Here is a 19,890-nt window from a genome sequence, read left to right as displayed (position 1 = left end):
AAAATGGTAGTTACAACTTTTTGATAGTAACTCTCATTAAGTAGACGCTGTCAATATCGGGTTCCGATGCGCCGAGCATGTGCGGCCGATCACCGGACCGCTCGCTAGGCTCATCGGCGATGAAGATCACTCGCCGTGCCTTGCTCTGCGTGGGCGTCGTGCTGGCCGTCGCCGCGATCGGAGCGACGGCCGCGCCGTCGCTCGCCGAACCCGGCACCACTACGCCGTTCACCACCCCGAATACCGACGGCTGCCCACAGAAGACGGTGCCGCCCGCGCCGATCGACGCCTCCGAAGTGCCCGCGCCCGGTCAGCCGACGCCGGCTCCACTGCCGATCCCTTCCCCGCCCATCGGCGGCGCCCGCCTCGGCGAGTGCGGGGTCGTGCTCCCCAAAGCCGCGCCGCCCGCCCCGCAGGACATCTCGGCGACGGCTTGGCTGGTAGCGGATCTGGACACCGGCGAAGTGCTGGCCGCGAAAGATCCGCACGGGCGTTACCGGCCCGCCAGCACGATCAAAGTGCTGCTGGCCACGTTGGCGCTGCGCACGCTGAAGCTGGACAAAGTGGTCGTCGGCACCCGGGACGACGCCGACGTCGACGGCACCCGGGTGGGCATCGGCCCCGGCGGCCGGTACACCAACCGGCAGCTCATGCAGGCGCTGATCATGGCTTCGGGCAACGACGCGGCGCATGCCCTCGCCGCGCAGCTCGGCGGCGACGACGCGACCGTCGCGAAGATGAACGACCTGGCGAAATCGTTGCGCGCCATGGACACTCGCGCGGCGACTCCGTCCGGGCTGGACGGGCCCGGGATGAGCACCTCGGCCTACGACCTCGCCGTGCTGTTCCGCGAGGCCATGAGCATTCCGCTGTTCGCCGAGCTGATCCACACCGAGCAGGTCGACTTCCCCGGCTACCCGGCCGACCCGGCGATCCCCGGCGACACCGACCGTCCCGGCTACCCGATCGGCAACGACAACCAGCTGCTCTACAACTACGACGGCGCGCTCGGCGGCAAGACCGGCTTCACCGACGACGCGCGCCAGACCTTCGTCGCCGCCGCCCAGCGCGGCGGCCGCAGACTCGCGGTCACCCTGCTCAAGGCCGACGTGCAGCCGCTGCGTCCGTGGGAGCAGGCCGCCCGCCTGCTCGACTACGGGTTCGCGCTGCCCCGCGGCGCCTCGGTCGGCAATCTGCCCGGCGCGGTGGTAGCCCAGCGCGACCAGGGCGCGGCCACCCTGGCCGCGCCGCCCATGGCGGGCAGCGACCGGGCCGCGTCTTCGGCGCCCGGCAGCGACCCCTCCGCGATGCCCGCAGCCGAGAATCGCCGCACCGGCGTCAGAACCCTGCTGATCGTCGGCGGTGTCCTCTTGGTCGCCGCGCTGCTGCTAGGCGCGCGACAGGCCAACCGGCGACGCTGACGGACGATCACCGACGGCCCGGCAACTTGCGCAAGCCGGAGAGCGCGAGGGCCGCGAGCGCGCCCGCGCCGAAGTAGGCGGCGCCCACGCCCACCGATATGTCGCGTGCGCTGACCCGCGGCGCGATCACGGCGGGCCCGGGTGCGGGTATCTCCGCTTCCGGCTCGTTCTCCGAGGCGGTGGCGGCCCAAGCGGTGGCGAACAGGACGATGCGGTAGGTCACGTAGGTGAACACCATCAGGCCGATGATCGAGCCGAAGGTGGCGCCCGCCGGGCTGCTCAGCACCGATTGCAGGTAGATCGAGGCGACGATCTTGAAGATCTCGAACACCAGCGCGGCCAGGCCGGCCGCCTTGGCCGCACTTGTCAACGTCACCGGTTCCCGCGGCAGCCTCGCGATGACCCACGCGAATACCGCCCACGAGGCGAGGAAGCCGAGCGCGATGGACAGCAGCGACAGCAGTACGCCCGCACCGGGCAGCTCGCCCAGCCCGACTTTGTCGAGCAGTTGCTCCCCGAGCGTGCTCGACGCCAACGCCGACAACCCCAGCGACACGGTGAACGCGAGCCCGAGCCCGACCAGCGCCCCGAGATCGGAGAGTTTGGTCATCAGCCAGTTGCCGTCGGGGCTCTTCTGGTCCCATTGCTCGGTCAGCGCGGCGCGCAGGTTCGCCATCCAGCCGAGCCCGCTGTAGACGCCGGTGAGCAAACCCAGGGCACCGACCGTGCGCCGGGAATCGACCGCCTGATTCACCAGGTCGTTCAGCTGGGTGCCGAACGTACCGGGAATGTTCTCGATGATCTTGGCCTGTAACTCCTGGAGCAGTTCCGGATTGCTGGACAAGACCACGCCCGCGACCGCGAAAGCGACCATCAGCAGCGGAAACAACGACAGCACAGTGAAATACGTGATACCCGCCGCGTAGTAGTTGCCCCGTTGCCGCTGATAACGTCCCGCGGTGCGGACCAAGTGGTCCAGCCACGGTTGCGCCTGCACCCGGCGTTCGATCCCGGCTTTGACATTGTCGATCACCTGCACCATTCGCCCCTTCGACCGAGAGACCTCACACCGGTGTTACCCGGCCGGGCGCGCGACAACCGCCCAGCGAAGACCGGGCAGCCTAGCGACTCAGCAAGCCGACCCGGTCATAGACCTGCGCGAGTGTGTTGCCGGCGATCTCTCGCGCTCGCTCGGCTCCGGCGGCGAGTACACGGTCGAGTTCACCTTGATCCGACATGTACTCTTGCACCTTCGCCCGCAACGGCGTGACGAATTCGACCAGCGCGTCCGCCACGTCGGCCTTCAGCTCGCCGTAACCCTTGCCCTCGAAATCCTTCTCCAAGGTGACAATCGGCGCACCGGTCAGCGAGCTCAGGATCACCAGCAGGTTGCTGACGCCCGGCTTACGCTCCGGGTCGTACCGGATGTCGCGTTCGGTGTCGGTGACCGCGGATTTCACCTTCTTCGCGGTGACCTTCGGGTCGTCGAGCAGGTTGATCAGGCCCGCGTCGGTGGAGGCGGACTTGCTCATCTTCGCGGTCGGGTCCTGTAGATCGTAGATCTTCGCCGTGCCCTTGACGATGTGCGCCTCCGGCACCACGAACGTCTTCTTGAACCGAGTGTTGAAGCGCTGGGCCAGGTTCCGGGTCAGCTCCAGGTGCTGGCGCTGGTCCTCGCCGACGGGCACCTGATGGGCGCGGTAGAGCAGGATGTCCGCGGCCATCAGCACCGGGTAGGTGAACAGGCCGACGGTCGCGTTCTCCGCGCCCTGTTTCACCGATTTGTCCTTGAACTGGGTCATCCGGCTCGCCTCGCCGAAACCGGTGAGACAGCTCAGCACCCAGGCCAGCTCGGCATGCTCGGGCACCTGGCTCTGCACGAACAGGGTCGACTTCTTGGGGTCGATGCCCAGCGCGAGCAGCTGCGCGGCGGCGGCCTTGGTGCGGAGTCTCAGCTCCTTGGGTTCCTGCGGCACCGTGATCGCGTGCAAGTCCGGGATGAAATACAGCGCGTCGTAGTCGTCCTGCATGGTCACCCAGTACTGCAGCGCGCCAAGGTAGTTCCCGAGATGGAACGAGGAGCTGGTCGGCTGGATCCCGGACAGAACCCGCTGCTTGCGTTCGGCGGCCGGGGTGGGCGCAGGACTGGACATACCCCCGATCTTCCCATGCGGCTCAAGCGGAATTTCGCTGCACCCAGTTGCGTGGGTCCACCCCGGGCATGCTCGGCCGTCCGCCGCTCACCAGTTCGTGTTCACGCTGGGACAGCATCTTGTAGACCGGGGCGCTGGGACCGGCGAGTGTGTTGCGCAGCACCGGGGGCACCAGCGGAACCGACACGTGCGCCGTGCGAACCGCGCGCGAAAGCCCCTGGTAGGCGACCTCCTCGGGCGCACCCCAGCGCATGCCGTACATCCGCCGGATCCGCGGCGGCAGGCTGCCCTGCACCAGCAGATAGAACGCGGAGGTGACCTGCTGCAACGGCACGCCCTGCGTGTAGGGGACGCGCTGCCCGGCCAAGTAGGAGCCGACCAGCCGCGCCTCGTCGGTGAGGAAGAGCTCGTCGGAGGCGAGGTAGCCGTCGAAGAACGCGCGGAACTCGCGGTAGCCGCCCGGCGCCGCGTCCGCGGGCATGCCGAACAGCTCCCCCCAGCGCACGTAGTCCTGGTAGAGCCCCTCGCGCTCCCCGTCGGTCATGGTGCGCACCAGCAGGTCGTACATCACCTCGGCCGAGTCGAAGGTGAAGGCCATCGTCATGAACATCAGATGCGGGTCGAGCGCGGAGTACCCCGTCCCCGCCGGGTGGCGGGCTCCGGCGTCCTCCGGCAGCGCGCCCCGCACCCTGACGTGCCGCTTCCTGGTGAACGCCAGCGCCCGATCGGCCTCGGCCTTGCTGCCGAGGAACACCGCCTCGAACAGCCGGCCGGTCAGCGCGAGCCGGGTGTAGGGCGTCGTCCGGTGCTCGGTGTTCTCCGCGGTGCCGACGTAGAGCAGCGGGTGCACCGCGCCGATCACCAGGGCGCGCAGGCCGTAGGTCAGCCCCACCGCGCGCTTGCTCATCACCCGCCGGACCATCGAGTGGTCACTGAAATAACCGGGCTCGGACATCGCCGCCTCCTCGTCGAGCACATCTGGCAATAGCATCCACCAGAAAAGTTACTTCTGGCAAGACTTCCTGCCAAAATGTTCCGGGTCCGAAATGCTGGGGCGACGACCGTGCCACCGGAGTCCTGCGCACCTGTAAGAATCGAACTGTGACGGCGCAACGGACTTATGGAGGCGTCTCCGCCGAGGAGCGCCGGGCGCAGCGTCGTGCGGCGTTGCTGGAGGCCGCGCTCGAGATCATCGGCACCGAAGGGCTGGGGAAGCTGACCGTCTCGGGGCTGTGCGCACGGGCGGGTCTCAACGAGCGGTACTACTACGAGAACTTCGACAGCCGCGACGCGGTACTCGTCGCCCTGATCGACGGGATCGCCGAGGAACTCGCTGCGGCCATCCTCGCGGCCGTGCGCACCGCCGCGCCGGACACGCGCGCGACCGCGCACGCCGCGATCACCGCGGGCGTGCACCTGCTCACCGACGACCCGCGCAAGGCGAAGGCGGCGCTGATCGCGGGCATGGCGACGCCGGAGCTGCGCGCCCGCACCACCGAGACGGTCCGCGCGTTCGCGCAGATGGTGGCCGCCGAGGGCACCGACTTCTACCGGATGCCCGACTCCGCCCCGCCCTCGGCGGTCGACTTCCGCGCCCTCTACCTGGTCGGGGGGCTGGTGCAGACGCTGACCGCCTGGCTCCAGGGCGATCTGCACCTCACGCGCGACGAACTGATCGAGCACACGGTGGACGTATTCGTCCTGCTCGGCGAGGACCTGGCCGACAGATTGCGGTAACGGCCCCGGTCACAGCCGCAGCGATACGTCCCGCAGATCGGGTGCGTCACCTTGCAGGACGACCCGGAACAGCACATCCCGCCGCGACCAGTAGGCGGCGCAGTCGCGCATGGCCTCGGCGAACCAGTCGCGCTCGATCGGCTCCTCGGCCAGCAATCCGGCCGACTCGCGCACCACCGCAATGTATCCGGCGCCTTCGCCGAGGAAATCGTCCAGGTCACGCAGGCATTCGTCGAACGCGTCCTTGTTCTCGCCGAAGTAGTACGGAAACTGGAACGCGGCCGCGAACTCGTCGAACAGCCGTGCGGTGGTGGGCATCTTCGCGCCACGCAACTCGCGCACGAGGTAGCCGGAGGGCGCCTTGTCCCGCACCCCGCTGAACTCGGCGGCGTCGACCGGGAGGGCGCCGAAGGTGACGCGCGGCGGGGCGAGTTCGACACTGGGCGGCGCGTCCTCCGCGTCGGGCCGGGCCAGGAACTGCGAGAGCGTGACGGTCTTTGTCATCAGCGCATCCTCGTGAAGGTCTGGTAGTGGTCGCCGGTGTACCAGGCCGAGCCGTCGCTGCCGGTGACGATGCGTTCGGCGTCGCGGGATCGGCCGGGCTGCTTGGGATTGACGTCCCATTCCTGATAGGTGATCGGCTTACCGGAGCCGTCGGTGGCGGGCAGGTCGCGGCCGCGGTTCTGCCAGCGCTCGCCCCCTTTGGTGCCCGGGGCGTTCGCCGAATCCGGCCACCGGCCCGCGTCGATCTCCCGGAGGGTGACATACGCGCGCTCCGGGACGCCGGCCGCCTGCGTGACCGGCGACGCGGCGTCCCCACCGCGCGGGGCGGCGGCAGTCGGGGTGACCACGACGGTCGTCGCGCGACTCGTCGGCGCGGCCGTGGTGGTGTCGCCGCCGTCGTACAGCGCGAGCACCGCGGCGAGCAGCACCAGAGCGACCGCGCCCAGGAGGCCGAGACCGCGCTTGACCAATCGCGCCCGGTTCATCGGTACTGCACCGTGACGGGCGCGTGATCGGACCAGCGCTGGTCATAGGCGGCGGCCCGCTCCACCACCGCGGCTTTGGCGCGGGCGGCCAGATCGCCTCGGGCCAGGTGATAGTCGATGCGCCAGCCGCTGTCGTTGTCGAAGGCGCGGCCCCGGTAGGACCACCAGCTGTACGGACCGTCGACCTCGGGATGCAGCCTGCGTACCACGTCGACGTATCCGGCGGCGAGCAGCTCATCGATCCACGCCCGCTCCTGCGGCAGGAACCCGGCCGACTTCAGGTTGCCTTTCCAGTTCTTCAGATCACGCTCGGTGTGCGCGATGTTCCAGTCCCCGGCGACCACGAAATCCCCGGTCCGCGCCGCGAGGTACGCGCCGAGTTCGGCCATGAAGCGATACTTCTCGTCTTGGCGCACCGTGCCCGCGTCACCGGAGTGCACGTAGACGCTCGCCACGGTAACATCGTCGAAGTCGGCCTCGAGATAGCGTCCGGCGGCCGCGAACTCACCGCTGCCGAAGCCGACTCGCACCGCGCTCGGCGCCCGCCGGGACAGGATGCCGACACCGGCGCGCCCCTTGGACTCCGGCTCGGCGTGTGACAGCTGCCATCCCGCGTCGAGCGCGGGCGCCAGCGCGGCCCTGACCTGCTCGTCGGTGGCGCGGGTCTCCTGCACGCACACGACATCGGCCTCGGTGGCCGCGAGCCAGGCCAGCAGCCCCTTGCCCGCGGCCGCGCGGACACCGTTCACGTTCACTGTCGAGATATACGGCACCTCACGACCGTACAATGCTGGTCAGATGAATTCCCCCGGACACTGCCGTCCAGGAAGGGGTGATGACGATGTCGTCCTACACCTCCCAGTCCTCCTCCGCCACCGCGCGCGGCTCCACCCGGGCGAAACAGCCCCAGCCGATCAAGGCATTGCACGTGGGTTCCGGCGATCCCCTGCTGTTGCTGCACGGATTCATGATGTCGCCGCACTGCTGGGAGCAGACCGCGGCGCGGCTGTCGACGCACTGCGAGGTATTCGCGCCCGCGTTCGCGGGCCACTGGGGCGGCGCGCCCGCCGAGGGCCCGGCGGTGAACGTCTCGACGCTGGCCGACCGGATCTGCGCGCAGCTCGACGAATTGGGCTGGCGCACCTGCCATATCGCGGGCAACTCACTCGGCGGCCTGGTCGGCGTCGAACTCGCCCGCCGCGGCCGTGCCCGCACATTGACGCTCATCGCGCCCGCGGGCGGCTGGCACGCGCCCTCGCTGACCCAGTGGCGGGTCAACCTGAAGTTCCTCTCCCTGGTGCCGATCGTGGAAATCGGCAAGCGCCTGGGCGGATTCGCGATCGGCAACCCGCTCGCCCAGCGGATCGCGCTGCTCGCGCTGAGCAAGCACGCCTCCGCAGTGCCCCGGCGCGACGCGGCCGCCGCCCTCGCCGCCGCACTGCACTGCCCGGTGATGGTGCCGATGATCCTCGGCGCGATGCGAGCGCCGGCCCAGGAGGACCTGTCCACCCTGCGCACGCCGGTGCGGCTGCTGCTCTCGGAATACGACCGGGTCATCCCCAACCGCGTCTATGCCCGCCGCTACCTGAAGGAACTGCCCGAATCCGCCGACCGCATCCTGGTCAACGGCGTCGGCCACGTACCCATGCTGGAAGCGCCCGACCGCATCGCCACCCTCATCGCCGAGCATGTGTACGCCAGCCGCACACGGTTGCGGGCTGTGTAGTTTTTCCAGCGCCTGCGGCGCTGGGTGTTCGCGAGCCGGGCCGCGAACGGCGCATGCTCGGTCTCGCTTCGCTCGAAACTCGTCGTCGAGGTCGAGCTGGGCGCGTTGGTGTGTGAATTCGCGACCGAGTGCACGCGGTCGACCGGATGCCGCCTCGAACTCGACCGCGGGCACGGGCACGGGCACGGGCACGGGCACGGGCACGCTAGGCCGGCATGGACGGTCCAGGACCGACGTCGGCAGGCCGCTGAAGGCCGAGGCGCCTGCCAGGTGATCGCTTCGGGTCCGGTAGAAGCCGGGGCGACGCGGAATCTAGGTCGCCAGTAGTCCTTTCGCGATGTGGGTCACCTGGATCTCGTTGCTGCCCGCATAGATCATCAGCGACTTGGCGTCCCGGGCGAGTTGCTCGACGCGGTACTCGGTCATGTAGCCGTTGCCGCCGAAGAGCTGGACCGCTTCCATGGCCACCTCGGTAGCGGCCTCGGAGGCGTACAGCTTCATCGCGGAGGCCTCGGCCAGCGTCGGGGGTTTGCCCGCCCGGCCGCGCTCGAGCGTGTTGAACACCATGTTCTGCACGTTGATCCGCGCGATCTCCATCTTCGCCAGCTTCAACTGGACCAGCTGGAACCGCCCGATCTCCTGGCCCCAGAGCTTGCGGCTCTTGGCGTACTCCACGCACAGCCGATGACACTCGTTGATGATGCCCAGCGCCATGAAGGCCACGCCGACGCGCTCGGCGGTGAAGCTCGACCGCGCGCTCTCCCTGCCGTCGCCGCCCTTGTGCTCCTCGGTCTCGCCGAGCAGCCGGTCCCGGCCGACGCGCACGTTGTCGAAGAACAGCTCACCGGTCGGCGAGGAATGCAGGCCCATCTTCTTGAACGGCTTGCCCTGGGTGAGACCGGGCATGCCTTTGTCCAGCACGAAGGCGAGCACCTTGCGGTCGCGCTTGTCACCGCCCGCACCGTCGTCGAGCTTCGCGTAGACGATCATCACGTCGGCGTACGGGCCGTTGGTGATGAAGGTCTTCTGGCCGTTGAGCAGATAATCCTCTCCGTCGCGCTTGACGTAGGTCTTCATGCCGCCGAACGCGTCGGAACCGGAGTCCGGTTCGGTGATCGCCCAGGACGCCACCTTGCGCATGGTGACGATGTCCTCCAGCCAGCGGCGCTTCTGCGCCAGGGTGCCCCGCGACATGATCGTGGTGGCGCCGAGGCCGATGCTCACGCCCATCGCCGAGACCAGGCCCATGCACACCCCGGACAACTCGCCGATGAGCACCGCCATCAGCGATTCCTGTCCGGCGAACGGGCTCGCGCCGGAGGCCTTCTTCTCCGGCCTCTCCTGCTTCGGCTCCCCCGCCGCCGCGGCGGCCTCCCGCGCCTCCTGCTTGGCCAGCATCTTCTGCACGGCCTCACCACCCAGCGCGTCGATACCGAACTCGCGGAACAATTTCCGGATGACGGGATAGGGCGGCAGTTCGCCGCTGTCGAGCGCGTCCAGGTTGGGACGGATCTCCTTGTCGATGAACCCGCGGACGGCATCGCGGATCAGCACATCGGTCTCGGACCATTCGAACATCGTCGTTCTCCTCACATTCCCCGAGATCAGGGCAGCCGGGCGGCGATGTCGTCGATCAGCCAGGGACCCTCGGTCTCGATGGTCTTCACATCGTGCCAACCGGCCAGCTCGGAGATCGCGCCGCCCTGCACCGCGAACACCTTCCCGGTGATGGGGCACATCTCGGCGGCCAGGTAGGCGACCAGCGGTGCGATATTCGCCGGGGCGAACGCGTCGAAACCACCCTCGGACGATTCCGCCTCCGCCGCCAGCATCTCCCCCATACCGGGAGTGGCCAGGGTGAGCCGGGTGCGCGCGATCGGCGCGATCGCGTTGACCCGCACGCCGTAGCGCGCCAGCTCTTCGGCGGCCACCAGGGTCAACGCGGCGATCCCGGCCTTGGCCGCGCCGTAATTGGCCTGCCCCGCGTTGGGCAGCGTGGTGCCCGACGCCGAGGCGGTGTTGATCACCGCGGCCTTGGGCTGGTTGCCCGCCTTCGACTGCTGCTTCCAGTACGCGGCGGCATGGTGCAGCACCGCGGCGTGGCCTTTGAGGTGCACGGCGATCACCGCGTCCCATTGCGCCTCGGACATGCCCGCGAGGAAGGCGTCGCGCAGAATGCCCGCGTTGTTGACCACGACGTCGAGCCCGCCGAATTCGGCGACCGCTTGGTCGACCAGCTTCTGCGCGCCGTCCCAGGTGGCGACGTCGTCGGTGTTGGCCACCGCCTTGCCGCCCGTGGCGACGATCTCGCGCACCACTTCCTGGGCGGGCCCGGTGTCGGTCCCCTCGCCCGCGTTGCTGCCGCCCAGGTCGTTGACGACCACCGCGGCCCCTTCCTGCGCGAACAGCAGCGCGTGCTCGCGGCCGATGCCGCGACCCGCGCCGGTGATGACGGCGACCCGTCCGGCCAGTGCGCCCATATGTTGTCTCCTGAATTCGCGCCGATTCGGCGATGAAACGAACGCGGCCGGTGTCCTTGCCGCCGCGCGATGGTCAGTCGGCGATCTCGGCCAGTCCGTCGCTGAGTACGACATCGCCGCCGCGCACGGTCTCGAAGGCGTATCGAGTGACGCCGTCGGCGGAGTCCGCCTTCCAGATGCGGGTCTCCAGATCGTCACCGGGGAAGACGAGTTTGGCGAAGCGCACCGCGAATCGCCTGAGCCGGTGCACATCCGACGCCGCGACTTCGGTGAGCACCGCCCAGGACGCGAACGCCATGGTGCACAACCCGTGCGCGATGATGCCGGGCAGACCGGCGTCCTCGGCGACCTGCTCGTCCAGGTGCAGCGGTACCGGATCGCCGGACGCCGGTGCGTAGCGGAAGGTCTGGTCGAGGTCGACGTGCTGCGCGACCACGGCGAGCGGATCCCGCTCGCGCAGCCGCTCGTCGAATTTGTGCGCCGGAGCGGCCTCGCCGACTGTGCCGCCCGCGTCGATGTTGCGGAAGAAGGCGGTCAGGTACTGGTCGTTGACCGGTTCGCCCGCCTCGGTGCGGCATTCGATGCGGATGGTGATCGTCGTCCCGTTGGGACGGCTGGTGTAGCCGATCGCCTTGGCCCGCGACACCAGCCGGTCGCCGGGCCGGATCGCGCGGTGGAAGTGGAAGTCCTGCTCCCCGTGTACCACCCGGCCGAAGATGTCCATCGGCGCGACATCGATGACGGGCATCATCATGGCCTCGAAGACCGGGACGATGGCGAAGACCGGCCCGGCCACCGTGCCGGCCAGATGCGCGGGGATCGGATCGTTGGTCGCGGCCGCGTATTCCGCGACGCGCTCGGCGGTGACCTCGAATCGTTCCTCGTCGGACCAGCTCCCCAAGCCGCTGTCGTCGAACTCGACGACCCGGGCGGTCGTCTCCGGACTCATGCCGGGTCCTTACCGGCCTGAGCGGGGCCCTGCGTGGTCACGCTTCGCTGCCGCCTCCTGGCCTGACCGCTCATGCTCTGTCCGCTCTCGGCCTGAGCGGGGCCCTGCGTGATCACGCTTCGCTGCCGCCTCCTGGCCTGACCGCTCATGCTCTGTCCGCTCTCGGCCTGAGCGGGGCCCTGCGTGGTCACGCTTCGCTGCCGCCTCCTGGCCTGACCGCTCATGCCGTAGCCAGGGCGTCGAGTTGTTCGAGGGATCGGTCCAGCTGCTTGATGCCGTCCTTCTCCACCGCTTTGCCGAGCGCGCCCTTGATCAGCGCGCCCTCGAAGTCGCCGGACACCACAATGGTGCTTCCCTCCCCGTTGGGCCGGATGTCGAAGGTGAACTCGGTCTTCACGCCCGCCATGCCTGCGCCGCCGAGGGTCAGTTTGTGCGGCGCGTCCACCGAGATGATGGTCCATTCCAGCTTGTTCGCCATGCCGAGCATCACGATCTTGGCGACCAGCTTGGCGCCCTCGCTCAGCACGGCGGGCGGCTCCTCCATGAAGCGTTCGTGGATGGTGAACCACTTGTCCCAGGTCTGCGGGTCTGCGACGACCGCCCACAGCGCCTCCGGGGCAGCGTTGACGTCTTTGGTGGCTTCGATGTGTCCCATGTGTCGATTCCTCGTCGAGTTCGTCCGCGGCCGGGCCGCGTTCAGCGATCGGCGCGCTGGTAGGCGGTGACGACAGCCGCGCCGCCGAGGCCGATGTTGTGTTGCAGGGCGGCGGTGACGCCTTGCACCTGCCGCTTGTCCGCGGCGCCGCGCAGCTGCCAGGTCAGCTCCGAGCACTGGGCGAGACCCGTCGCGCCGAGCGGGTGCCCCTTCGAGATCGGGCCGCCGGAGGGGTTGACCACCCATTTGCCGCCGTAGGTGGTCCGACCGTCGTCGACCAGCTGACCGGCCTCGCCCTCGCCGCACAGTCCGAGCGCTTCGTAGAGCAGCAGTTCGTTGGCCGAGAAGCAGTCGTGCAGCTCGATGACCTGGAAGTCCTCCGGGCCGAGCCCCGACTGCTGGTACACCTTCCGCGCGGCCTGGACATTCATGTCGTAGCCGATCAGGTTCTTGGCGGTCTCGTCGAAGGTCGAGGCGAAGTCGGTGGTCATCGCCTGGCCGACGATCTCCACTGCCTGCCCGGCGAGATCGTGGGCGTCGACGAAGGCCTCGCTCGCCAGGATCACCGCACCGGACCCGTCGGAGGTCGGCGAGCACTGCAGTTTGGTGAGCGGGTCGTAGATCATTCGCGAGGCGAGGATGTCTTCGAGCGTGTACTCGTCCTGGAACTGCGAGTACGGGTTGTTCACCGAGTGCTTGTGGTTCTTGTAGCCGATCTTGGCAAAGTGCTCGGCGGTGGTGCCGTACTGCTTCATGTGCTCGCGCCCCGCCGCGCCGAACATCCACGGCGCCACCGGGAAAAGCACCTCGGAGATCTCGGCCAGCGCCATGACGTGCTTGGCCATGGGCTGCTCGCGGTCGTCCCACGTGGACCCGAGCGAGCCGGGCTGCATCTTTTCGAAGCCCAGCGCCAGCGTGCAGTCCGCCAGACCGCCCCGGATCGCCTGCGCAGCCAGGTACAGCGCCGTCGAGCCGGTGGAGCAGTTGTTGTTCACATTGATCACCGGGATGCCGGTCATGCCGAGTTCGTAGACGGCGCGCTGGCCCGAGGTGGATTCGCCGTAGACATAGCCGACGTAGGCCTGCTCCACCAGGTCGTAGGCGATGCCCGCGTCCGCGAGCGCCTTGCTGCCCGATTCCCTGGCCATGTCCGGGTAGTCCCAGGCACGGGTGGTGCCGTCGGCTTCCTCGACCGTGCGGCGGCCCGGCTTCTCGAACTTCGTCATGCCGACACCGACGACGTAGACCTTGTTCGCCATCGAACTCCTCACATCTTGCGTACGCCGCGCGGCGGCCGAACGAGTAAAACAAACATACAAGGTTGTATGTAAATAGGACAAGAGGCCCTCAGTTCACCCGGTCTACGAGTAGGTCGACCAGCAGATTGCGTCTTGCCTGGTACATACAGTGAGACATGCATGTTCTTCGGCCGCCGCTCCCGAGAAGCGAGGCCCCTGCGCATAGGGAGGCATTTCAGGGAGACGGTTACCGAAGACCGAAGCGGTGCCTGTTGGATTCACGAAACCCACACCCAGGGCCGTCCAGAACGATTCCCGAGCCCCCTGAGATCCCCTTGGCCGCACAGAACATACAGAAGTGTATGTAAGTGTACGATCGAGCGATGACCAGGAGCGCAGTCGGCAAGCAGCGCCGAACGCAGGAGCAACGCAGCACCGAGATGCGCACCCGCCTACTGGACGCGACGGTGGACTGCCTGGTCGAGTACGGATACTCCGGCACCACCACGCCGCGGGTAGCCGAACGCGCCGGGGTGACCCGTGGGGCGCAGGTGCATCACTTCGGCTCGAAGACCGATCTGGTGGTGGCCGCGATCAGCCATCTCGCGCAGCTGCGCGCCGAAACCGCCATGCGCGAGATGTCGCGGGTCGAAACCGGCGACGATCCGGTGACGGCGGCACTGGAGTTCCTGTGGGACCTGCATCAAGGCCCGCTGTTCATCGCGACCGTCGAACTATGGGTGGCGGGACGGACCGACCCGGTGCTCGCCGCGGCGATGGAGAAGGTCGAGCCGTTCGTCAACAACGCCGTCTTGCTGGCGGTCGCCCGATTCGTCCCGGACGATGTACGCCGCAAGGAGGCGCGCGACTTCATCTACACAGCCATGGACGCGCTGCGCGGCATCCTGATCTCGAATTTCATCGATCCCGACGACGAGCGCGCCCGGCGCAGGTGGCGGCGCGCCTCGGTACACCTGCACGAGATCGCCGGCCGCGCTCTGGTCGCCCGCTCCGACCAGTCCTCCCCCGGCCCGGCGAGCCCGGATTCCGACGGGCACGGCCGATAGTCACGCGCTGAGGGCCGCAGGCAGCCGAGGCGCTACCCCGTCGCTCACTCCGTGCGCTCGGCCGGGCTCGATTCGCGCGCGGTCCAGACGGTCGCCGCGAACAACAAGACGCCGATCGCGGCCAAGGTTGCGCCGACCACGGCGGGGGCCGTGTAACCCAGGCCCGCGGCGATGACCAGACCGCCGAGCCAGGCGCCCGCGGCGTTGGCGATGTTCAGAGCGGCGTGGTTGAGGGCGGCGGCGAGGGTCTGGGCGTCGGCCGCCACGTCCATCAAGCGGGTTTGCAGTCCGGGCGCCAGCGCGGCGCCGGACGCGCCGACCAGCAGCGCGCCGAAGGCGGCGGTGTACGGGTTGTGCGCGGCGGCGACGAAGCCGCCGAGGATGACGGTCATCGCGACCATCGACACCGAGATGGCACGGTCCACGCCGCGATCGGCGAGCACGCCGCCCGCGATGTTCCCGATCACCATGCCCACGCCGAACAGCGCCAACACCACCGGGACCGCCCCGGCGCGCAGACCGGCGACATCGGTGAGCGTGGTCGCGATGTAGGTGTAGACCGCGAACATGCCGCCGAATCCGACGGCGCCCACCAGCAGCGTCAACAGCACCTGCGGACGGCGCAGCGCGCCGAGTTCGGTCATCGGATTGGTCACCGTGACGCCGGTGAGTTCCGGAACGAAGCGCAGCAGCGCGGCCACGGTGCTCGCCCCGATCAGCGCGACCACCACGAACGCGTCGCGCCAGCCGAGATGCTGGCCGAGCCAGGTAGCTGCGGGAACGCCGACGACATTGGCGGCGCTCAACCCCAGCATAACTCCAGCAACCGCCTTGGCCCGCTGTCCGACCGGGGCGAGAGTGGCGGCGGCCAGCGAGGCGACACCGAAGTAGGCACCATGCGGCAATCCGGAGACGAATCGCGCCAGGACCAGCGTCCCGAACGTGGGCGCCAGCACGGTCGCCGCGTTTCCCACCGTGAACGCCACCATGAGCGCGACAAGCAGCCGCTTGCGCGGCACCCGCGCGCACAGCGCCGCGATCAGGGGCGCGCCGATCACCACACCGAGCGCGTAAGCCGACACCGCGTGCCCCGCCGTCGGCTCGGAGACGTGCACGGCGGACGCGATATCGGGCAGCAAACCCATGGTGACGAATTCGGTCGTTCCGATTCCGAATCCGCCGAGGGCCAGCGCCAGCATGGCCGGTACGTGCCAATCGGTGCGTCCGGGCGGAGCGGCGGTACTGGCGATCACGGGGCTGGTCACGTGTTCATGTAACCGGCCCCGGCCCGCATTCGCTTCCCGGGCGAACGTGAGTTCGCCCACCGCGCGGACCATGAACGCCACGGGTCGAGCCTGGATCGGCGCGATACGGACGAATACTCGGCGAGCCGGTCACCCGCCGACGCCCCTACGAAACAGTCCGGGCACCCGTTCCACCGAGCGGTGGGGCGGGTGCCCGATCTTCGGCCCGGCGCTGGGCGAGCGGAGTGCCCAGCGCCGGAGTCGGCCGAGCGACACGGCTCGGCCCCGTGGTCAGCGCAGTGCGCGCGCCAGGTTGGCGTCCAGCGCGCCGAGGAACTCCTCGGTACTCAGGTAGCCCTGGTCACCGCCGACGAGCAGCGCGAGGTCCTTGGTCATCTGGCCGCCCTCGACGGTCTTGATGACGACGTCCTCCAGGGTCTGCGCGAAGCCGATCACCTCGGGGGTGTTGTCCAGCTTGCCGCGGTGCTCGAGCCCGCGGGTCCAGGCGAAGATGGACGCGATCGGGTTGGTCGAGGTGGGCTTGCCCTGCTGGTGCTGACGGTAGTGCCGGGTGACGGTGCCGTGCGCGGCCTCGGCCTCACAGGTCTGCCCGTCCGGGGTGAGCAGCACCGACGTCATCAGGCCGAGCGAACCGAAGCCCTGGGCCACGGTGTCGGACTGCACGTCGCCGTCGTAGTTCTTGCACGCCCAGACGTAGCCGCCCTCCCACTTCATGGAGGAGGCGACCATGTCGTCGATGAGACGGTGCTCGTAGGTCAGGCCCGCGGCGTCGAACTGGCTTTTGAACTCGGCGTCGAAGATGTCCTGGAAGGTGTCCTTGAACATGCCGTCGTAGGCCTTGAGGATGGTGTTCTTCGTCGACATGTACACCGGGTAGTTCTGCTGCAGGCCGTAGTTGAACGACGCCCGCGCGAAATCTTCGATGGACTTGCGGAAGTTGTACATGCCCATGACGACGCCGCCGTCCTCGGGCATCTTCACGACCTCGTGCACGATCGGCTCGCTGCCGTCGTCCGGGGTGAAGGTCAAGGTGACGGTGCCGCCCTGGAACACCTTGAAGTCGGTGGCGCGGTACTGGTCGCCGAACGCGTGGCGGCCGATGATGATCGGCTTGGTCCAGCCGGGAACGAGGCGCGGAACGTTCGAGATGATGATCGGGGCACGGAAGATGGTGCCGCCCAGAATGTTGCGAATGGTGCCGTTGGGCGAACGCCACATCTTCTTGAGGCCGAATTCCTTGACCCGCGCCTCGTCCGGGGTGATGGTGGCGCACTTCACACCGACACCGTGCCGCTTGATGGCCTCGGCGGCGTCGACGGTGACCTGGTCGTCTGTCTTGTCGCGGTACTCGATGCCCAGGTCGTAATACTCCAGGTTCACATCGAGGTAGGGGTGGATCAGCTTGTCCTTGATGAACTGCCAGATGATCCGGGTCATCTCGTCGCCGTCGAGTTCTACGACGGTGCCTTCAACCTTGATCTTGGACATGGATCTTCGTGTCCTCCTAGGATGGTGCCCTCATTGCACGGCCAGGCGAACACGCTTGTGAGCGGACCCCAGCTGTTCCAACAGACAACGTATATGTCCCGCGTTGTCGGCGAGACGTGTGGTGCAAACAAGACAAGCGTACTGCTGCCCGAGTCCTCACCGCACGGGCAGCCCCCGGAGTGAGCTGCGCGACCTTTGTTACCGATTGGTAGGCCAACGACGACTCTCGGGGCGTCCGCGCAACCGCTGTCGCCGCCATGATCCGCCTTCCTTCCGTGCCCGGCAACCGTCCGGCACACGATGAGGTCCGCGCAACGCCGTGACGTTGCGCGGACCTCTCGGGCGATGGCTCAGACCGCGACCGGGATACGGGTTCCTTCCTCGGAACCCTCGATGAGATTCTCCGGCCGGTCCCGGATCATCAGGGCGATGATCGGGATGGCGGCGAGGAAGAACCCGGCGCCCGCATAGAAGGCGACGTCGTAGCTGTGGATCGCCGCCCGCGCCGCCAGATTGTCGATGCCCGGGTTGTCCTGCGCGAAGGACTTGGCGACCTGCACCGAGATCGTGGTCAGCAGCGCCGTCCCGACCGCACCGCCGACCTGCTGCGCCGCGTTCAACAGCGCGGAGGCGACGCCGGAGTCCTCTTCCTCCACCTGATGCAGCGCGACCGTCTGCATCCCGACGAACAGCGGACCCATACCGAGGGCGATGAGCACCTGAGCGGGCAGCACTCCGGCCAGGAAGCTGTCGCCGTAGCCGAGCTGGGCCAGCAGCAGCAGGCCGATGACCCCCAGCACGGCGCCGGCCAGCATCAGCGGACGCGGGCCGAGCTTCGGCAGCAGGGCACTGGTGACGCCCGCCGAGATCGCGATACCCGCCGGGAACGGAAGGAACGCGAAGCCCGCCTTCAACGCGGAGTAGCCCAGCGTGATCTGGAAGTAGTAGCTCAGGAACAGGAACATCGCGAACATCGCGATCGGGATGAGCAGCGCGGCGAGGAACGCGCCGCCCCGGTTGATCTCACCGGGGATGTGCAGCGGCAGCAGCGGGTTCGACGAGCGCCGTTCGATCGCGACGAAGGCGACGAGCAGGACCAGCCCGGCGACGAGCAGCGCCAGGGTGCTGCCTGCCAGCCAGCCGTCGTCGGCGGCGCGGCTGAAGCCGTACACGATGGCGATCAGGCCGAGCGTCACGGTGACGGCACCGGGGACGTCGTATCCCCCGCTGCGCGGCGCGGGCACGTCCTTGGCCACCCAGGCCAGCGCCCCGAACAGGGCGATCAGCGCGATCGGCGTGTTGACCAGCAGGCACCAGCGCCACGACGCGTACTCGGTGAGCGCGCCGCCCGCGATCAGGCCGAGCGCCGCGCCACCCGCGGAGATGCCCGCGAACACGCCGAACGCGGTGGCCCGCTCGCCGGGCTCGGTGAAGGTCACCGACAGCAGCGAGAGCGCGGCCGGGGCCAGCAGCGCGGCGAACGCGCCTTGCAGCGCGCGCCCGGCGAACAGTTCCGCGCCGGTCTGCGCGAGACCGGCCAGCGCCGAGGCGCCCGCGAAACCGATCAGGCCGACGATGAAGATCCGGCGGCGGCCGAGGTAGTCGGCCAACCTGCCGCCCAGTAGCAGCAAGCCGCCGAAGATCAGCGTGTAGGCGGTGAGCATCCATTGCCGGTTGCCGTCGCTGATGTCGAGATCCCGCTGCGCGAACGGCAGCGAGATGGTCACGATGGTGGCGTCCAGCACCACCATGAGCTGGGCCAATGCGATCACTGCCAGCGCGAGCCAGCGCGCCGAACTGCCCGCTTTCCGCGGCGCGTGCACCGCCGTTTCCGTTTCCGTCACGGTCATCTCCTCGTCTTCGTCGTCCGAGCCATCCTGTCATTGAGCGACATTTGTCGTCAAGTGAAAAATGTCGTACTACGACATTTGACCGTTAAGGACAGGAAAACAGCAGGTTGCGTTAGCATGGGCACATGCTCGAGTCATCGGCGCCGATGGGCGCGAGCGCAGCGGCCGGCCGCGCCGACGGCGGCCCGGCGACCCAAGGCCTGCGCGAACGCAAGAAGGAACAGACCAGGCTGCGGATCATCGCCGCAGCCCTCGACCTGTGCGACACACAGGGCTTCGACGCGACCACGATCGAGCAGATCGCCAACGCGGCGGACGTCTCGCCGCGCACGATCAACCGCTATTTCGACAGCAAAGAGGACATCATCCTGGCCCCGGTCCAGGATTTCGGCCGCACCATCGCCGAAACGCTGCGCGAACTGCCCCGCACGGGCGACGAGCTCGGCGCGCTGCGCGCGGCCTTCCTGCACGTGGTCGATCGAGCCACCGAGGCGGGTGAGGCGGATCCACTGTCGTTCCGGCAGTACCAGAAGATTCAGCGGATCCTGCGCAGCAGTCCTTCGGTCAGCGCGCGCAGCATGGAAAGCGCCGACGCGAAGAACACCGCGATCGCGGCGGTGGTCGCCGAGCGCCTCGGCACCACACCGGACGCGCGCCCGGTGCGGCTCATCGTCGGTACGTGGCAACTGATCGGCCACATCGGCATGGAGTGCTCCGGCGAAATATTCCTCGACGACGACTTGGCGACCGCGGCCAGGGCGGGACGCGCCGCGTTCACCGAGACCTACGACGAGTTCGTCCGCGCCTGCTGCGGGGTGCCGAACGCCGCGGACCAGTGAGTTCGATGGAGGATTTCGGGCGCTGACCGACCG

The 19,890-nt window shown here is 68.4% G+C and carries 19 protein-coding genes; 5 read left to right on the top strand and 14 right to left on the bottom strand.

Features of this window, described 5'->3' with window-relative positions:
• Positions 1-119: 119 nt before the first annotated feature.
• Positions 120-1,421, top strand: coding sequence for a D-alanyl-D-alanine carboxypeptidase family protein (locus NNI01S_RS18755; protein ID WP_063021406.1), 1,302 nt, complete (start codon positions 120-122; stop codon positions 1,419-1,421).
• A gap of 7 nt (positions 1,422-1,428) precedes the next feature.
• Here the strand turns inward: NNI01S_RS18755 and yhjD are convergent, their stop codons facing one another.
• The 3 genes from yhjD to NNI01S_RS18740 form a co-directional block, all read right to left on the bottom strand.
• Positions 1,429-2,460 (bottom strand): inner membrane protein YhjD, encoded by a 1,032-nt coding sequence (gene yhjD / locus NNI01S_RS18750; protein ID WP_174554436.1) that lies wholly within the window; start codon positions 2,458-2,460, stop codon positions 1,429-1,431.
• An 82-nt stretch (positions 2,461-2,542) separates the two neighbouring features.
• Positions 2,543-3,574 (bottom strand): tryptophan--tRNA ligase, encoded by a 1,032-nt coding sequence (gene trpS, locus NNI01S_RS18745; RefSeq protein WP_063021404.1) that lies wholly within the window; start codon positions 3,572-3,574, stop codon positions 2,543-2,545.
• Between the two features lie 22 nt (positions 3,575-3,596).
• On the bottom strand, positions 3,597-4,529 hold the full coding sequence (locus NNI01S_RS18740; protein WP_063021431.1) for an oxygenase MpaB family protein: 933 nt from the start codon (positions 4,527-4,529) through the stop codon (positions 3,597-3,599).
• A 146-nt stretch (positions 4,530-4,675) separates the two neighbouring features.
• Between NNI01S_RS18740 and NNI01S_RS18735 the strand changes: the two genes are divergently transcribed.
• The gene (locus NNI01S_RS18735; RefSeq protein WP_063021403.1) at positions 4,676-5,311 is read left to right on the top strand and encodes a TetR/AcrR family transcriptional regulator; all 636 of its coding nucleotides are present in this window, start codon (positions 4,676-4,678) and stop codon (positions 5,309-5,311) included.
• A gap of 9 nt (positions 5,312-5,320) precedes the next feature.
• On the opposite strand, the gene NNI01S_RS18730 is transcribed toward NNI01S_RS18735, so the two are convergent.
• From NNI01S_RS18730 to NNI01S_RS18720, 3 genes are read right to left on the bottom strand one after another with little or no spacing between them, the layout of a single operon-like run.
• The gene (locus tag NNI01S_RS18730) at positions 5,321-5,815 is read right to left on the bottom strand and encodes a barstar family protein (RefSeq protein ID WP_063021402.1); all 495 of its coding nucleotides are present in this window, start codon (positions 5,813-5,815) and stop codon (positions 5,321-5,323) included.
• Positions 5,815-6,300, bottom strand: coding sequence for a guanyl-specific ribonuclease (locus tag NNI01S_RS18725; RefSeq protein ID WP_063021401.1), 486 nt, complete (start codon positions 6,298-6,300; stop codon positions 5,815-5,817). The genes NNI01S_RS18730 and NNI01S_RS18725 overlap by 1 nt, the downstream gene beginning before the upstream one ends.
• The gene (locus tag NNI01S_RS18720; RefSeq protein WP_063021400.1) at positions 6,297-7,073 is read right to left on the bottom strand and encodes an exodeoxyribonuclease III; all 777 of its coding nucleotides are present in this window, start codon (positions 7,071-7,073) and stop codon (positions 6,297-6,299) included. The genes NNI01S_RS18725 and NNI01S_RS18720 overlap by 4 nt, the downstream gene beginning before the upstream one ends.
• Before the next feature lie 62 nt (positions 7,074-7,135).
• Between NNI01S_RS18720 and ephH the strand changes: the two genes are divergently transcribed.
• A complete protein-coding gene (ephH, locus tag NNI01S_RS18715; protein WP_063021399.1) occupies positions 7,136-8,026 on the top strand; it encodes an epoxide hydrolase EphH in 891 nt (296 codons plus the stop codon).
• Positions 8,027-8,338: 312 nt separating this feature from the next.
• Here the strand turns inward: ephH and NNI01S_RS18710 are convergent, their stop codons facing one another.
• From NNI01S_RS18710 to NNI01S_RS18685, 5 genes are all read right to left on the bottom strand, one after another.
• Positions 8,339-9,604 (bottom strand): acyl-CoA dehydrogenase family protein, encoded by a 1,266-nt coding sequence (locus NNI01S_RS18710; protein ID WP_063021398.1) that lies wholly within the window; start codon positions 9,602-9,604, stop codon positions 8,339-8,341.
• 26 nt (positions 9,605-9,630) lie between these two features.
• The gene (locus tag NNI01S_RS18705; protein ID WP_063021397.1) at positions 9,631-10,506 is read right to left on the bottom strand and encodes an SDR family oxidoreductase; all 876 of its coding nucleotides are present in this window, start codon (positions 10,504-10,506) and stop codon (positions 9,631-9,633) included.
• A gap of 73 nt (positions 10,507-10,579) precedes the next feature.
• A complete protein-coding gene (locus NNI01S_RS18700; RefSeq protein ID WP_063021396.1) occupies positions 10,580-11,455 on the bottom strand; it encodes a MaoC/PaaZ C-terminal domain-containing protein in 876 nt (291 codons plus the stop codon).
• Positions 11,456-11,675: 220 nt separating this feature from the next.
• Positions 11,676-12,110, bottom strand: coding sequence for a type II toxin-antitoxin system Rv0910 family toxin (locus tag NNI01S_RS18690; RefSeq protein ID WP_063021394.1), 435 nt, complete (start codon positions 12,108-12,110; stop codon positions 11,676-11,678).
• Positions 12,111-12,151: 41 nt separating this feature from the next.
• Positions 12,152-13,369: a lipid-transfer protein gene (locus tag NNI01S_RS18685; RefSeq protein WP_063021393.1), complete on the bottom strand. Its 1,218-nt coding sequence runs from the start codon at positions 13,367-13,369 to the stop codon at positions 12,152-12,154.
• Between the two features lie 362 nt (positions 13,370-13,731).
• Here NNI01S_RS18685 and NNI01S_RS18680 point away from each other — a divergent pair, with 362 nt between their 5' ends.
• Positions 13,732-14,415 (top strand): TetR/AcrR family transcriptional regulator, encoded by a 684-nt coding sequence (locus NNI01S_RS18680; RefSeq protein ID WP_084488974.1) that lies wholly within the window; start codon positions 13,732-13,734, stop codon positions 14,413-14,415.
• 44 nt (positions 14,416-14,459) lie between these two features.
• On the opposite strand, the gene NNI01S_RS18675 is transcribed toward NNI01S_RS18680, so the two are convergent.
• From NNI01S_RS18675 to NNI01S_RS18665, 3 genes are all read right to left on the bottom strand, one after another.
• On the bottom strand, positions 14,460-15,752 hold the full coding sequence (locus NNI01S_RS18675; RefSeq protein WP_435825089.1) for an MFS transporter: 1,293 nt from the start codon (positions 15,750-15,752) through the stop codon (positions 14,460-14,462).
• A gap of 198 nt (positions 15,753-15,950) precedes the next feature.
• Positions 15,951-17,168, bottom strand: coding sequence for an NADP-dependent isocitrate dehydrogenase (locus NNI01S_RS18670; protein ID WP_040864988.1), 1,218 nt, complete (start codon positions 17,166-17,168; stop codon positions 15,951-15,953).
• A 350-nt stretch (positions 17,169-17,518) separates the two neighbouring features.
• A complete protein-coding gene (locus NNI01S_RS18665) occupies positions 17,519-19,018 on the bottom strand; it encodes an MFS transporter (RefSeq protein WP_063021392.1) in 1,500 nt (499 codons plus the stop codon).
• Positions 19,019-19,143: 125 nt separating this feature from the next.
• Between NNI01S_RS18665 and NNI01S_RS18660 the strand changes: the two genes are divergently transcribed.
• On the top strand, positions 19,144-19,857 hold the full coding sequence (locus NNI01S_RS18660; protein WP_084488972.1) for a TetR/AcrR family transcriptional regulator: 714 nt from the start codon (positions 19,144-19,146) through the stop codon (positions 19,855-19,857).
• Positions 19,858-19,890: the final 33 nt, after the last annotated feature.

This window comes from Nocardia niwae NBRC 108934 = DSM 45340, assembly GCF_001613465.1.
GTDB lineage: Bacteria > Actinomycetota > Actinomycetes > Mycobacteriales > Mycobacteriaceae > Nocardia > Nocardia niwae.
The sequence above is the reverse complement of the archived record's forward strand: the minus strand, read 5'-3'. Positions and strand labels throughout refer to the sequence as shown.

Coding starts and splice junctions, on each gene's coding strand:
- NNI01S_RS18755 (WP_063021406.1), top strand. CDS start 120: ATGAAGATCACTCGCCGTGCCTTGCTCTGCGTGGGCGTCGTGCTGGCC.
- trpS (WP_063021404.1), bottom strand. CDS start 3,574: ATGTCCAGTCCTGCGCCCACCCCGGCCGCCGAACGCAAGCAGCGGGTT.
- NNI01S_RS18740 (WP_063021431.1), bottom strand. CDS start 4,529: ATGTCCGAGCCCGGTTATTTCAGTGACCACTCGATGGTCCGGCGGGTG.
- NNI01S_RS18730 (WP_063021402.1), bottom strand. CDS start 5,815: ATGACAAAGACCGTCACGCTCTCGCAGTTCCTGGCCCGGCCCGACGCG.
- NNI01S_RS18725 (WP_063021401.1), bottom strand. CDS start 6,300: ATGAACCGGGCGCGATTGGTCAAGCGCGGTCTCGGCCTCCTGGGCGCG.
- ephH (WP_063021399.1), top strand. CDS start 7,136: ATGACGATGTCGTCCTACACCTCCCAGTCCTCCTCCGCCACCGCGCGC.
- NNI01S_RS18710 (WP_063021398.1), bottom strand. CDS start 9,604: ATGTTCGAATGGTCCGAGACCGATGTGCTGATCCGCGATGCCGTCCGC.
- NNI01S_RS18705 (WP_063021397.1), bottom strand. CDS start 10,506: ATGGGCGCACTGGCCGGACGGGTCGCCGTCATCACCGGCGCGGGTCGC.
- NNI01S_RS18700 (WP_063021396.1), bottom strand. CDS start 11,455: ATGAGTCCGGAGACGACCGCCCGGGTCGTCGAGTTCGACGACAGCGGC.
- NNI01S_RS18690 (WP_063021394.1), bottom strand. CDS start 12,110: ATGGGACACATCGAAGCCACCAAAGACGTCAACGCTGCCCCGGAGGCG.
- NNI01S_RS18685 (WP_063021393.1), bottom strand. CDS start 13,369: ATGGCGAACAAGGTCTACGTCGTCGGTGTCGGCATGACGAAGTTCGAG.
- NNI01S_RS18680 (WP_084488974.1), top strand. CDS start 13,732: ATGACCAGGAGCGCAGTCGGCAAGCAGCGCCGAACGCAGGAGCAACGC.
- NNI01S_RS18675 (WP_435825089.1), bottom strand. CDS start 15,752: ATGGTCCGCGCGGTGGGCGAACTCACGTTCGCCCGGGAAGCGAATGCG.
- NNI01S_RS18670 (WP_040864988.1), bottom strand. CDS start 17,168: ATGTCCAAGATCAAGGTTGAAGGCACCGTCGTAGAACTCGACGGCGAC.
- NNI01S_RS18665 (WP_063021392.1), bottom strand. CDS start 19,018: ATGACCGTGACGGAAACGGAAACGGCGGTGCACGCGCCGCGGAAAGCG.
- NNI01S_RS18660 (WP_084488972.1), top strand. CDS start 19,144: ATGCTCGAGTCATCGGCGCCGATGGGCGCGAGCGCAGCGGCCGGCCGC.